Annotated in this window: 10 protein-coding genes; 7 read left to right on the forward strand and 3 right to left on the reverse strand. The window is 44.9% G+C overall.

Going from position 1 to position 14846, the window contains the following annotated elements:
• Positions 1-303 precede the first annotated feature (303 nt).
• Entirely contained in the window at positions 304-2049 is a 1746-nt protein-coding gene (locus M1D71_RS12505) for an ABC transporter ATP-binding protein (protein ID WP_458126704.1), read from the forward strand.
• Positions 2046-3815 (forward strand): ABC transporter ATP-binding protein, encoded by a 1770-nt coding sequence (locus M1D71_RS12510; protein ID WP_458126705.1) that lies wholly within the window; start codon positions 2046-2048, stop codon positions 3813-3815. Before M1D71_RS12505 ends, M1D71_RS12510 begins: the two co-directional genes overlap by 4 nt.
• Before the next feature lie 115 nt (positions 3816-3930).
• Here M1D71_RS12510 and cyoE read toward each other — a convergent pair whose 3' ends face one another.
• Positions 3931-4860, reverse strand: coding sequence for a heme o synthase (gene cyoE / locus M1D71_RS12515; RefSeq protein WP_458126706.1), 930 nt, complete (start codon positions 4858-4860; stop codon positions 3931-3933).
• Positions 4861-5247: 387 nt separating this feature from the next.
• Between cyoE and M1D71_RS12520 the strand changes: the two genes are divergently transcribed.
• The 4 genes from M1D71_RS12520 to M1D71_RS12535 all read left to right on the forward strand — a co-directional run bounded on the left by M1D71_RS12520 (position 5248) and on the right by M1D71_RS12535 (position 9545).
• Entirely contained in the window at positions 5248-6168 is a 921-nt protein-coding gene (locus M1D71_RS12520; protein WP_458127228.1) for an NAD(P)/FAD-dependent oxidoreductase, read from the forward strand.
• A gap of 285 nt (positions 6169-6453) precedes the next feature.
• The gene (locus M1D71_RS12525) at positions 6454-7041 is read left to right on the forward strand and encodes a TetR/AcrR family transcriptional regulator (RefSeq protein ID WP_458126707.1); all 588 of its coding nucleotides are present in this window, start codon (positions 6454-6456) and stop codon (positions 7039-7041) included.
• 62 nt (positions 7042-7103) lie between these two features.
• Positions 7104-8585, forward strand: a complete 1482-nt coding sequence (locus tag M1D71_RS12530; protein ID WP_458127229.1) for a DHA2 family efflux MFS transporter permease subunit — start codon at positions 7104-7106, stop codon at positions 8583-8585.
• A 312-nt stretch (positions 8586-8897) separates the two neighbouring features.
• Positions 8898-9545 (forward strand): hypothetical protein, encoded by a 648-nt coding sequence (locus M1D71_RS12535; RefSeq protein WP_458126708.1) that lies wholly within the window; start codon positions 8898-8900, stop codon positions 9543-9545.
• 85 nt (positions 9546-9630) lie between these two features.
• On the opposite strand, the gene M1D71_RS12540 is transcribed toward M1D71_RS12535, so the two are convergent.
• Positions 9631-10608 carry an alpha/beta fold hydrolase gene (locus M1D71_RS12540; protein ID WP_458126709.1) on the reverse strand — a complete coding sequence of 326 codons (978 nt, stop codon included), beginning with the start codon at positions 10606-10608 and terminating at the stop codon, positions 9631-9633.
• 236 nt (positions 10609-10844) lie between these two features.
• Here M1D71_RS12540 and M1D71_RS12545 point away from each other — a divergent pair, with 236 nt between their 5' ends.
• Entirely contained in the window at positions 10845-11822 is a 978-nt protein-coding gene (locus M1D71_RS12545; protein ID WP_458126710.1) for an MBL fold metallo-hydrolase, read from the forward strand.
• A gap of 505 nt (positions 11823-12327) precedes the next feature.
• Here M1D71_RS12545 and M1D71_RS12550 read toward each other — a convergent pair.
• Complete coding sequence (locus tag M1D71_RS12550; protein ID WP_458126711.1) at positions 12328-14745, reverse strand: family 43 glycosylhydrolase; 2418 nt, start codon at positions 14743-14745, stop codon at positions 12328-12330.
• Between the last annotated feature and the right edge of the window lie 101 nt (positions 14746-14846).

Here is a 14846-nt window from a genome sequence, read left to right on the forward strand (position 1 = left end):
TCTCTTTTGGTTACAAGCTGTAGATGAACATTTAGTTCATCTATGGCTTTTTTGCATGCATTCCACCAATCCGTTCACATGGAAAGGAGCGTTTGAAGCGTTATTTTATAAAAAACTAACATGTTAAAAAGGAGAATGTACAATGGTCAACTTACGTTCTACATATCAATTATGGGCGGGAAATGCCGATTTTAATGTCATTATGTATGACTCATCCTAGTGAATAAAAATTGCTGTCGTTAAGATCATTAACAAATATGAATAGGCAAGAACAATTAAATAAACCGATGAAGAGGTGGACCTGTGCCCAAAACAGAAAAACGCTCCATGTCATGGCTGCTGCGCTATTTGAAACCCGTTAAAGGACGGCTCACCGTACTTTTGATCATGTTGCTGACGTCAACAGGACTTCAGCTTGTGAATCCACAGATTATCAAACGATTTATCGATACAGCGGCAAGTGGGGGAGTCCTCACCAATCTTATTCAACTCGCAGGATTATTCCTGGTGGTCGCCGTGATTAATCAACTCATCACGGTAGCGGTCAGTTACCTGGGGAATGACGTGGCTTGGCGGGCTACGAATCAGCTGCGCGGAGATTTGCTGAAGCACTGCCTTCGTCTTGATATGCGTTTTCATAATGTGAAAACACCTGGAGAGATGATTGAACGTGTGGATGGTGACGTAACGAGCATCTCCAATTTTTTCGCGATGTTCATTGTGCAAGTGATCGGGAGTTTTGTGCTGCTGGCCGGAATTCTCGGGTTCATGTTCAGCGTCAACGTGCCCATTGCTTTGGTCATGACCGTGTTCACATTGTTATCGATCCTGTTCATGGTCTTCATCCGAAATCTGGGAGTGGACTCTTCCAAAAACGAGCGGGCGGCCAGTGCTTCCCTGTTCGGATTGATTGAAGAACGCATTGCCGGGATTGAGGATGTGCAAGCGAATGGTCATGTGCCTTATGTGATGAACCGTTTTTACCGCACGATGCGCACCGTATTCCGCAAGGGGAGAAAAGCCTGGCTGCTTCGGGTTATTCCCTGGAATACCACGGTAGTTTTGTTCGCTCTGGCAGTAACTGCAGTGCTTTTGCTGGGTGTGCATTACTATATGGAAGGTCTGATTAGTATCGGAACATTATTTCTGATCTACCAATATACACAGATGCTGAATGATCCAATTGAAATGCTTGGAGATCAGGTGCAAGAGTTCCAAAAAGCAAAATCCGGTATGCTCCGCTCCAGAGAGCTGTTGTCCATGCAGAGTGTAATTGAAGAGGGCACAGAGGAGCAATTGCCTGAAGGGCCACTTGGCCTGGAGTTCAGTCAGGTTCACTTCAGTTATAACCAGGATAAACCTGTATTACAGGACATTAATTTTGCAATTAAGCCTGGTGAACGTCTTGGTATTATTGGTCGCACAGGTAGCGGCAAATCGAGTCTAAGTCGTGTTCTTCTCCGCCTGTATAATCTGGATCGCGGTACGATACGAGTGGGTGGAAAAGATATCACGAAGCTTTCTTTACCAGCGCTCTATCGCCGGGTTGGTATGGTGACACAGGATGTGCAGCTGTTCGATGGCACGTTGCGTGACAATCTGACCCTATTCAATGGGGATGTCTCGGATTATATGATCAAAGAGACTACGGACCGACTTGGACTCAGTCAATGGATTGATTCGCAACCTGCAGGGCTCGATACGTATCTGACAGCAGGTGGAGCTTCATTGTCGGCAGGGGAAGCACAGTTATTTGCCTTAACTCGGGTATTCCTGACCGAACCCAGTCTGGTTATTCTGGATGAGCCTTCATCACGTCTGGATGCTGCTACAGAAGCCATGCTTCAATCTGCGATTGACCAGTTAATGAAACAATCCACCGGAGTCATCATTGCACACCGACTGGCTACACTGGAAAAAGTAGACCGGATTATGGTGCTTGGAGATGGCAAGGTGCTGGAATTTGGAGCAAGAGAAGAACTTGCCAGTAACCCGGCATCCCATTATGCCAGACTGCTGATTACAGGCCGAGAGGAGGAATTGGCATGACTGTGGCGGGATTTATAGGCCGTTTGTTTCAATTCAGGCCTTTGTTATTTGTGATCAACGGATTGTTATGGTGTATATTTCATTCCTTGCCGTTAGCCATCGGGATCGGGATGCAGTGGTTTTTTGATCGGACGACAGCGGGTTCAAATGACTATATGTGGCTTGCTGTGCCGCTGATCTTTATTGCTCTGGTTCGAATGGCGCGGGTGGGCACATTTTTTGTAGCGTTCTATGCGTGGGTTACCTACTTGTATCATATTCAAGCCATTTTAAGAACCAATATGCTTGCAGCTATCATGCGCTGGCCGGGGCGTAATCTTCCGGCTTCACCAGGTGAGGCGATGAGTCGCTTTCGAGATGATGTGGATGAAGTCGTCGAGTATGTAGAATCATGGGTGGATTTCTGGGGGCGGCTCGTATTTGCTATCGTGTCCATCATCATCATGGCGAACATTAATTGGCAAATTACCATGGTTGCCGTGCTGCCACTGGTGGTCGTAACCTTACTCAACAATCTGTCCGGGAATCGGGCTCGGAAGTATGCTCAGGTTAATCGCGAAGCGACCGGGCGAATTACCAGTTTTATTGCGGAAACATTTGGAGCCGTTCAAGCCCTGAAACTGGGTCAGGCCGAAGAGAATGTCTCTACGCGATTTAACCAGCTAAATGAAAGTCGTCGCCAAGCTGCACTTCGGGATAATCTGTTCAAGCAGTGGATGAGATCATTGAATCAGCATGTTCTGAGTATCTGTACCGGATTGATTCTACTCATGTGTGCCGCTGAGATGAAAGCAGGGAACTTTACTGTCGGTGATTTTGCCTTATTCACCAGTTATCTTGCCAATATCGGATTTAGCATTTCACTGTTTGGCTACATGGTGTTTCAGCACAAAAGGCTCAAGGTGTCCTATGATCGTATGCGTAAGCTATTCCGCCCAGGGGAAGAAGACCAGATCATGGATTCGAGAGAAATCTATCTGTATGAAGATCCGCCGGAACTGGTAAGTGAACAGAGAGATCCCAAGGAGAAATTGCAATCTCTTGAGGTTAAAAATCTAACTTATCAATATCCGAATTCCACAAATGGGATTCAAGAAATCAGTTTCCGTCTGAAACGCGGCCAATTTCTTGTCATTACGGGACGGATTGGCTCAGGTAAATCAACGCTCGTACGAACACTTCTTGGACTACTACCCAAGCAAAAAGGGGACATACACTGGAATGGAGAAGCTGTTGATCCAGCGACGTTCCTGATGCCGCCTAGAGCAGCGTATACCCCACAAGTGCCCAGATTGTTCAGTGATACGTTGAAAGAAAATATCGTTCAGGGCAAACAGGGAAACATCGAGCAAGCTCTTGAAAAAGCCATTCGTCTGGCTGTGATGGAAAAAGATATCAAGCATCTGGATCAGGGGCTTGAGACCTCGGTTGGTCCGAGAGGGGTCATGCTGTCAGGCGGTCAGATTCAGCGCGCGGCTACAGGACGCATGCTGATGACGGAGGCGGATCTGTTTATCTTTGATGATCTGTCCAGTGCATTGGATGTCGAGACAGAACAACAAGTGTGGGAAGGGCTGTTCCAAGAGCCGGATGTAACCTGTATCGCGGTGTCTCACCGTAGAGCAGCACTTTCCAAAGCAGATCATATTATCGTTATGAAAGATGGACGCATCGAAGCTGAGGGAAGCTTGGCAGAATTGCTTGCCACCAATGAAGAGATGCAGCTGCTGTGGCAAGGGGAGCAAACTCCTGCGAAAGTTGGATAGCTCTAGAAACTTAGAAAAACAATGAAAAACGAAAAAAAGCCTTACAGACGACTCTTTTGAAAGAGTACGGTCTGTAAGGCTTTTTTCGGATAACTAGTGCAACGATTGAATATCTTTATCTCATCATTTGAGCAATCAACGAATACGCAATGATGACCAGGAAGATGATAGTGATATGGTTAATGGAGAAGATAAACATCCGTTTGGACCATTTCTCGGTTTCTTTCCGATCGAAGGTAGCCACACTAAGAATGAGCCAAGCCAAGCTAACCAAAAATGCCACAATAGCGACAAATGGGCTCATCGGCCAGAATAAAAAGCTGGAGATCAATAACAGTACCAGATACACATTCGTCTGAATGTATGTCCGTCTAATGCCTTTAACGACAGGTAGCATGGGAACCCCAGCAGCCTTGTATTCGTCAAAACGACGAATCGCAATCCCGTAAAAGTGAGGCATTTGCCATAATAGCATCGTAACGACCAATGCCCAGATCTCAAAATGACCTAGTTCCGGTGAAATGGCTGCCCAACCGATTAGCGGAGGCACAGCACCTGAGAGACTTCCCACTTCCGTGTTGTAGATCGTTGTCCGTTTGGTCCACATCGTGTAAGGGAACACGTAAAGCAACAGTCCCAAAATACCAAATACAGCAGCGGATGGGGAAGCGATGTACAGCATGATGCCCCCAATAATGGTAATTGCAATACCGAGAATTAGACCCGACTTGGTATCTACGCGTCCCGTAACGGTAGGACGTTTCTTCGTGCGTTCCATGATCGCATCAATATCACGATCATACAGATTGTTAAACACCCCTGCAGCTCCAATAATGAGGGAAGAACCAATAAAGGAAAGGATGATCGGTACAATATTAGCTAAGATTGAAGCATCAAATACATATAAAGCCAAACTTAAACCCGCAAACATGGCGATCAGGTTGGACTTGATGATTCCGATTTTGATCGTATCGAAGAAAACTTTCGGAATCGAGCTATACTCCAGGCTGATATTGGTCTGTGAACCATTATTCAATGTTTTCAAGAACTCACTTCCTATATCTATACTTATATATTATGTTGCTATTATACCATTCAATACACTATGTGATTTAATTAACGTTTTAGTATTTAAAATAATGTCATTTGATTGTGAACAATTTAAAAACAAGGTTTTTTTTAATTGTTAAATAATTATTTCTGTGTTACGGGAGGGAATCGAAAAATGCGGCTATACATTGTATTGAAGAGAACCGATAAAGAATGTCTTGCAAAATGCTCAGGTTTTGTTTATTGTAGATATAAGATATCTTTAATAGTGTTGTTTAAATGTATTCTTGTAAATCTCCGATATTACTTTTCTTAGAGAAAGCGGAGGTTATTTTTAATTAGAGATATTAAATGTCTGGAAAGGGTGTATAATATGATTAATATGAATCAACTCTTGGATGTACTTATTATTGGCGGAGGACCAGCGGGGCTGAATGCAGCACTTGTACTTGGCAGAGCCCGGAAGAACGTGCTGGTCATTGACGATGAGACACCTCGAAACTGGGTTACAAGGGAGACTCATGGGTTTGTGACAAGAGATGGGGCCAGTCCACGTGAATTCCGCAAAGCAGCGAAAGAACAGATTGCAGCGTATCCCTCAGTTCAATTTGCATCCGATACGGCGACAGCGATAACAGGTAGCGATGGTGATTTTCGAATCACGACTGCACAGGGGGCAAGTTATCGTACGAAAAAGATTTTGTTTGCGGTGGGTAAGAAAGATCTGCCCTTGGATATCAACGGGTTAACAGAGGTGTACGGTAAAAGTGCTTTTGTGTGTCCATATTGTGATGGATGGGAACTAAGAGACCAGTCGCTGGTCATTATCGTTAATGGTGATAAGGCATTACATATGGCAAAAGTCATATCTGGTTGGACAGAACGCTATACGATCTGTACGAATGGAACAGATTCGTTAACCGATGAGCAGCGTGAAGAACTGAAGCAGCATAATGTTACTGTATTCGATGCACCGGTTCAATCTATTGACTCAGAAGACGGAATGGTAAAGCAAGTGGTACTGAAAGACGGTACAACGATTCCGTGTACAGGTATCTTCTTCCAACCCAAACTGTTTACCGGATCAGAACTACCGAAGGCCATCGGTTGTGAAATAACGGATTCAGGGACGGTTATCGTCGATGAATCTGGCAAAACGTCCGTTCCGGGGATATTCAGTGCCGGTGATGCAGCATCCGAGTTGTATCAGGCAATTACGGCTGCTTCTCTGGGGGCGTTGTCTGCGGTAAGCATGAATCATGAATTGAATGTGGAAGCATGGAATGCACAGAACATTCACTAGTTTGGTAAGAAAACAAGACGATCAGGTTCTACAGGGGATTGTTTATGCAATCTCCTGTTTATTTTCACTACAGGTTCATGTGGATTGGCACTCTATTAATGAAGCGATGCAAAAAGAGCCCATGTCTGAAAATAGAAAATATGCTCATAGATACAGACTCTGGTATATGAGAAAGATGATGGCGTTTACATTAAAATTTGAAATAAAAATGATTGACAGTCCTTATCTGAACGAGTTTAATTATATAGACCGATTGTTATAATTATTTGAAGGAAGTGGCTTTCGTTGAGTGAAAAGTCTAATGCTAGAGAGTCCATTGTCAGCACAGCAGCGAGACTGTTTTTTTCACAAGGATATCATGCGACCGGTCTGAATCAGATCATCAAGGAGAGTAGTACGCCGAAAGGGTCGTTGTATCATTATTTCCCGCAAGGCAAGGAAGAGCTCGCGCACGAGTGTATTCAAAAAGCCAATGAACATATCCTGCAAAAGTTTGAAGAAACCTTCGCAGCTCATGACAATACAGCAGATGGTATTCAGCGATTCATACACGATATGGCTCATGAAACGGAAGCAGCTGGTTTTACCGGATTCCTTCCATTCAGCTTCTGGGCGGCCGTGGAGACATCCTGTATCAGCCATCAGCTACGCATTGCCTGTCAGGGTGTATTTGCAGGTTGGCAGGATATCATTACGAAACATCTGATTATGGATGGTATTGGTGAAGAGAAGGCGCGGGAGACATCACTTCTGGTCATTTCCTTGATGGAGGGAGCACTGATTATCAGCCTGACGAATCAGGATAAACAGCCTCTGCTGACGGCTGCTGATTATTTGTCGGTTGTGGCGAAAAATGCCAGACAGATTCAATAAGTTATACCAAGAGAAAAAGAAAGTTCGATACGTTTGAGGAGGATGGGATCGTGGAGGTTTCCATGAAGGCTGATTCTGTACAGAATCAAGAAGAAACAAAGCAATACAAGGTATTTCCGATTTTGTTCGCCATGCTGCTGAGCGGCTTTATTGGCCTGTTTGGAGAAACGGCATTAAATGTGGCATTGACGCCACTTATGACTCTACTGGAAGTAGGTCCTACAACGATTCAATGGTTAACCACAGGTTACTTGCTTGTGTTGGGAATCCTGGTACCGGTATCCGGTATGCTGTTGCAATGGTTTAGCACAAGACAGCTGTTTACAACATCCTTGATTTTCTCGATTGCAGGAACGTTTGTTGCTGCACTTGCACCTAGTTTCGAAATTCTGTTGGTGGCACGGGTATTGCAGGCGATAGGTACAGCGCTATTGTTGCCACTGATGTTTAACACCATATTGGTTATTTTCCCGATTGAAAAACGTGGCGCGGCCATGGGATTGATCGGTTTGGTTATCATGTTTGCACCAGCAAGCGGTCCGAGTATCTCCGGTCTGATTCTGGCTAATCTGAGCTGGCACTGGATCTTCTGGATTTCCTTGCCGTTCTTCCTGATCTCACTGGTATGCGGGTTGCTGTTCTTACCGAATATTTCGAAATTGACCAAGCCCAAAATTGATGTATTCTCCATCATTCTATCTACAGTAGGCTTTGGCGGTATCGTATATGGCTTCAGTAGTGCAGGAGGACATGGAGAAACTGGCGGTGGCTGGACAAGTCCGGTTGTTATCTCCACGATCGTCATTGGCGCACTGTCCTTGTTGTTATTCAGCATCCGTCAGCTGAGAATGAAACAGCCAATGATGGATCTGCGAGTGTTCAAATATCCGATGTTTACGATTGGTCTGATCCTGATCTTCATCTGTATGATGATGATGTTGTCATCCATGTTGATCCTGCCAATGTATCTGCAACAAGGTATGGCCGTTACAGCGTTAACTGCCGGACTGGTTCTATTGCCGGGCAGTTTGCTCAACGGTTTACTGTCTCCGGTGATGGGTCGACTGTTTGATAAGTTTGGTCCGAAGTGGCTTGTGATTATTGGTCTGGCTGTCGTGACGGTTGTACTCTTCATGTACACTGGAATTACACCAACAACGACCCTGGCCAAAATTATTACACTGCATGTGTTCATGATGGTCGGAATCTCGATGATTATGATGCCTGCACAGACGAATGGTCTGAACCAATTGCCACGTGAGTACTATCCTCACGGTACTGCCATCATGAATACGTTGCAACAGGTTTCCGGAGCGATAGGTACGGCTGTTGCAGTAAGTATACTGAGCGCAGGACAATCCCGCTTTTTGAGCGGAGTGGCGAATCCGGAAAGTCCTGAGAATCAGCTGGCAGGTTTCACGTCAGGTGTACAGAATGCATTTGTATTCGCATTAGTACTGTCGATTATCGGTCTGATTACTTCACTCTTCGTGAAACGGGTCAAAGTCGGATCAACGTCAGGACAACAAGGTCCTATGCATTAATCCATTAACTAACATGAATAACCTGATATGATATAAGAGCGATGGGTTCCTAGTTTAGGAACCCATCGTTTTTTTTGTTTTTAGATATTGTCTTTCTTTTGACTTGACGTGAAACGGGTTTCAGCAATTAGAGTAAGAATATAGCCGGACGATGGTGGTTCAAAAGAATAATTTTCAGAGCAAATACTTCATGTTCCGGCAAGATTGTATATGTTCATATTAATATAAAAGGGTAATATAGAATGTATTAGTGCAATTTTTAACCATTTCGAAAACGGTTTATATTTTATCTTTACGCAAGGAGACATCGTTATGATCATCATTAATCCCATTGGCGATAACATTGAAAAGATGCTGTTGCACTACGAAAAAAATGGCCACCTGACTCTACAGGCTTCGCTTATCAGTAATAGCTCGGTTGTATATAGATTGCAAGATTACTGTCTCAAGGTATATGCTTCACGTGCAAGATTGGATGGAGAAATGGAAAGTGAAGCTCTCCGGTCATTGCAAGGCAATACGTATGCACCCAAATTGTATGCGTATTCACCAGGGGAGTACACGCTGACCGAATGGATTGAAGCATTCAGTCTGAAACAATACCGTGCGAAGTATGGACACGTTCCTCACCACTTAATATACGATATATTAACAACGGAACTTCAGCAGATTCATGCTGGATATTGGGACTGGGATGTCATCCGATATGAGAATTTGCTCTGGACGGAGACAGGAGATGTGAAAAGAACGGACTTTTGGTTGTGTGAACCTGTAAGGTCCAGGCGGGAGAGTCTGTATAAGGAAGTAATTCAGAGAATTGAAAACATCTACAATGGGGATCGAGACGAGATGGACGCGATGCAGCAGTACTTTTACCGTCACCAGCTCACGTCATCTGAGATCGAACAAGCCTTCAATGATTTCAGATCCCAGCAACCAAGACTGGCGTTAGCACAATAATGTTCACAGCCAAAACCCCAAAGATTGGAGAATCTTTGGGGTTTCTTTCGCAATATAGAGTATCCCTACCTTAGTTAAGTGTAAGTTACTTCTTCACCAGGGCCAATATTTCATCGGCTACAAGATCCGGGCGATATTGATGGATGTAATGATCCGTATCTTTGAGTGTGATTTGCTTGGATTCATCCGACCAGGACTTAAATTCAACTTGAGTTTTGTCCCAATTGGGTTCACTGGCACCAAGGTAATCAGCGGTCAGTATGGTGAGAGGAAACGGTAACGTTTGCTTGTGATCCACGACCACTTTGGCATTGGCTGCTATTTCACGTAACTCATCCAACGTGTTGGCATTGCCATAGTTGTGCAAGAGCGCAGTTGTATCCAACTTTTTCAGATCGTCGGGTACAAGTTTCAGTTCATTTCGATTGGCATTGGAAGTCTCGACAACCAAGTCAGATTGCATGGAAAGGCGAAATAGTCCAGATTGAATACGTAACTTGTTTGCCAACCCACCAATTGTATCCGCCAAGGTATCATCGTCATTGGAATAATATTCGGGGCTTCCGCCATCGATCATGACGATACCTTTGACAAGATCCGGGTATTTCTGTGCGAAACGGATGGTTTCCAACGAGCCGAGGGAATGACCGACCAGAACATAAGGTGGTTTTTGTCCGGACACCTCTAATAACTCATGCAATTCGTCAGCTACGGTATCGACATCTCGTTTCTTATCGGTACGATCACTATATCCGTATCCAAACCGGTCATATACAGCGAATTTTGTGTTGGGAGCAAGCTTTCCATATAATGGATAATAATCTACATAAGGATTAGCGGTACCCCAGCCGGAGGCAAGTACTACCGTTACATCGCCTTCTCCACCGGTATATAAATGCATATTGTCACCATGTACGTTGTACAGTTTTCCAGGGGGTACGAGTATTTTGGCATCCTGCCTTAAACCCACTTGTTGGTAAATCACGCCAGTACCCAGAAGCAACAGAACTACCGCCAGGTCGAATATCAAAAATTTAACTAATCTTTTACGCCATTTCTTCATGTTCTCTCACATACTCTCCATGTATTTTCTCTATCATATATGCCCAATCTTATACGAGAGAAAACAGAGTCTTAATTCTATCTTAATTGAATCTACTTTCGATCATGCGGGGATAGTTGAATTCTACCGAAAATTGAATATCAACAGCCAATGTATTAAACTAAAGCTACGATATGAATAGTTCTTATCCAAAAGTTGAGTCACAGATTGATTATATAGAACAGAAGGTATGCACAATGGCAAAATACGAAAACCAGATCCCGACATCAGCCGGTATGAGCTTCAAGTCCCTGATCAGTATCTTGAGAGATTCCATGCGTGGCAATGTAGAGCGGAGGCCATCGGGCATGATGCCTATCGAGATATGTGAACCTGCTGAAACCTTTCATGCGTCCGATAATCCACAGGTTACATGGTTCGGCCATTCGGCCTTTTTGCTTGAAATTGAAGGTCACAGATTGCTCTTTGATCCGATGCTGGGCAATCGTCCATCCCCCGTATCCTGGGTGGGTACCAAACGTTACAGCACCAATCTACCAATTCAACCGGAGGATTTCCCAACGCTCGATGCAATCATTATATCGCATGACCATTATGATCATCTGGACTATGAATCCATCCGCAGATTGAAGGATAAAACAAAGCGATTTATCGTGCCACTTGGCGTCCGTCGTCGACTGATTCAACTGGGTGTGCCTTCAGAACAGATTACTGAGCATAACTGGTGGGATGAGTTATCATTCAAAGGTTTGATATTCGCTTGCACACCAGCGCGCCATTTCTCGGGTAGAGGATTATTCGACCGTAATTCTACTTTATGGTGTTCGTGGGTTATCGCTGGACAACATACGAAGGTATTCTTTAGTGGAGATAGCGGATATGGTCCTCATTTCAAGGAGATCGGAAGTAAATACGGTCCATTTGACCTGACTTTGATGGAATGTGGGCAATATGACGAGCGTTGGTCCAACATTCACATGATGCCGGAAGAAACGGTACAAGCACACTTGGATGTAGGTGGTAAGTTGCTCATCCCGATTCATTGGGCCGCATTTACGCTCGCTTATCATGCCTGGAATGAACCGGTCGAACGAATCACGAAGGCTGCACAGGCCTTGAAAGTCAAGATTGCAACACCCAAAATCGGCGAGAAGGTTGTTCTTCATACGGAGGATTACCCTATACATCCGTGGTGGAGACCGGAATTAGGATAAAAATAAAAGCGTTCAGCTCATCGAATGAGTGGACGCTTTTTCTATTGCATTTTACAATAGGATCGATAGTGCACTGTAAATTAACAACATACCCATGACGATATTAACAGGACGCTCGTATCTCAATAGAAAGCTCTGGAATAACAGACCACCGAACGCCCGGGTCATATTGGCACTAATGCCGATGAAGGTGAGCAGCAAGGAAAATACGATCAGTTGGACATGGATTTTGCAGGGTATACCCGAATAGAAATGTATGATAAGTGCGTATGTCACTGTTGAAGAAGGACGCCGGTTTGAGATGTACATGATGAGATGGATGTGGAATCTTCTTTAAGTGCTGAATGTGGATTGAAAAATGAATGGAATGACAATAAAGCAGCCTGATGTAATGAACTTCAACTCCTTGATAGTCATGTCTAACAAAGGGTTCAGTTCAAAACATTGGCTGCTTTATTAATGTGTGCACTATGGAGCCCAACCGCTTGCGATAGCGGACTCTGAGTTAAGGCTTTTCTTTGGCCTGACGCTGGATTTCCTTGGCTGTTAATGCTTTATCATACACTCTCACGTTATCCAGACTGCCCTTGTAGAACGGATCAGACGCATAACGACTCTTGCCCACATAAGCTTCTGTCACATGCAGATCTTTCGGGTTAAAGGTGATCTCGGAGCTGCTTGCGACCGATGTGCCATTCACATATAGAGTGCCCACATCACCCTGAAGGGTTACAGCAACATGAACCCACTCTTTGGAAGGCAGTGGATCTGCAGCAATCAGGCTTTGATCCCGTCCTTCATTATGAATGGTGAATTGGAATGCGCCATTATGCTGGGAGGGCGTGAGGAACATATGCCTCGTCAAGCCATTTCCGAAGTCGAAAATACGTTGCCAGGACTCGCCGCCATCCCAATTGACCCAGGCGCTAAACGTGTAGTCTGTTGCATCCGTAACGATTCCAGGTAACTGGATGAAACTGTCTGTCCCATTGAATGTGGCAGCCTGATTTTTACCTACATCAGTAGAGCTGGCCACGTTAAAAGCTTGTCCATGATATTCGTTTTTGCTGTAATCCTGAGCGACTTTGGCAAGTTTCTTGTGTTCAAAAGTATACTCTCCAAGCAATGGGCTGACCGCTTGCTGTGGAATGATAACATTGAACGTTTTGGAGCTTACCGCAGTTCCTTTACGAATGGTGGCGGTTAATTTCACTTTGGCATCGCCTTTACCAGCGCGTGGTCGCTGCACTACACCTGTAGCGGATAGAGCCGACGTGTTAGAGCTTTTCCACGTAATGTCTGCATCACTTGTTCCCTTTGTAGGCAGAGACAGATTGAAGAACACATGATCTGTACTACCAATACTTAGATCTTTTTTTACCGACTCAACAATGTCCTGATCACTCCGTTCAACACCTTGACTTCCCCAGATGGCAATCCCGGAGGAGGAGAGAGCGCTAAAGGTCAGAACGGTACTTTGAAATTCCGAATTCCATTCATGTGTGAATATACCTTTGTACACAACGTTATTCGAAGTGATCTGAACCTGGTTGTCTGCACCAAGACTCCATGTTCCTGTCACGGCACCATGAATCTGCCCATCTGCCGTGAACTGAACGGTCTGGGATGGCTTGATGTCCGCCGTGATGTCCTTCCCATGATTCACCCATTGGTACTGGCCAGCGATATCCTGTGTTGTCAGTTGTGCTGTATCCGCTTCCAAATTCGCATAACGATACGGAGAAACAACAGGCCACCCATCCGCATTCATATGCATCTCATGTACGCGGACTTCATGCTCTTCGCCACGTCCTGGAAAGCGAGTATGGAAGATGAGATATTGTTTTCCGGTCTCCGCATCATAGTAGGCAGAGTTATGTCCTGGCGATACATAGCCGGTTCCTATACCAGTACCCGGATCACCGATCTGTCTCTCGAACAGGAAGTTCCCCAATAATTTGACCCCAAAAGGCTCGATAGAACGATCGTCAAACAACGGTTTATCCTTGTCCGCTTTAACGTTGATCATGTCGTTTCCTTCGGCATCGAGGAAAGGACCATCGGGCGTTTGGGAGCGGGCTACGCGAATGTTATATCCTCCATCAGCACCAAGTCCGCCGTAAGACAGATACAGATAATAATAATCGGTTTCGGGACTATAGAGCATGTAAGGTGCTTCAATACGACTATGGTTGCCTCCAGTCAGCTTCTTGCCATAACCTTGATTTGGCAGCGGTATACCTGTCGTCGCATCCATCTCCAGAATGAAAATCCCCCCGGAGTAGGAGCCATACACCATCCATAGCTTACCGTTTTTATCATAAAAGACATCAGGATCAACGACATTGGGATGAATGTTCGCATCGTAAATGGTACCATCCTCACTGATCTGATCCCACATGCCGGATTTCAACAGGATACCTTGATCCTTGTATGGCCCTTCGATGTTGTCTGCGACAGCAATGCCGAGCGCTGATCGGGGAGAGTCCCCTTTACAAGCATTGTAGTACATATAAAATTTGCCGTCCGCGAGCTGAATGACATCTGCTGCCCATAACGTATCCGTCTGCGCCCATTCCAACGCTTCAGCGAATTCCTTGGTTACATTGGGGACAACAGGGTTGTTATCCGTAACACCAGAGGCGACTAGATCCCAGTTCAGAAAGTCTTTAGACTTGGCCACTTGCAGATGAGATCCAAAAATATAAAATGTATCATCCACCTTAATGACAGAAGGGTCATGAACGGAAACATTTTTGAATGATGGAGCAGGATTTGCGATAGATGTGGTGGAAGTCTGCGAGTTACCCACAGTTGTTCCTGAACCATTTGCGAACACCGAGACCGGCGCCAAAGTTGTTGCAGTAAGTAATGCGGTGCTTAGTACAGAAATGTTAAGTACGCTTACCCAATAACGTTTCATACGTTTCCCCTTTCCTATTCCCGGAATGAAAATCAACCGATACTTGGCAACACACGATATAAGGTTCGGCAGACCTCCTTTGAGTATCTCATCATATCAAG

The organism is Paenibacillus sp. Z3-2, from assembly GCF_054161325.1.

Coding starts and splice junctions, on each gene's coding strand:
- M1D71_RS12510 (WP_458126705.1), top strand. CDS start 2,046: ATGACTGTGGCGGGATTTATAGGCCGTTTGTTTCAATTCAGGCCTTTG.
- M1D71_RS12520 (WP_458127228.1), top strand. CDS start 5,248: ATGAATCAACTCTTGGATGTACTTATTATTGGCGGAGGACCAGCGGGG.
- M1D71_RS12530 (WP_458127229.1), top strand. CDS start 7,104: ATGAAGGCTGATTCTGTACAGAATCAAGAAGAAACAAAGCAATACAAG.
- M1D71_RS12535 (WP_458126708.1), top strand. CDS start 8,898: ATGATCATCATTAATCCCATTGGCGATAACATTGAAAAGATGCTGTTG.
- M1D71_RS12540 (WP_458126709.1), bottom strand. CDS start 10,608: ATGAAGAAATGGCGTAAAAGATTAGTTAAATTTTTGATATTCGACCTG.
- M1D71_RS12545 (WP_458126710.1), top strand. CDS start 10,845: ATGGCAAAATACGAAAACCAGATCCCGACATCAGCCGGTATGAGCTTC.
- M1D71_RS12550 (WP_458126711.1), bottom strand. CDS start 14,745: ATGAAACGTTATTGGGTAAGCGTACTTAACATTTCTGTACTAAGCACC.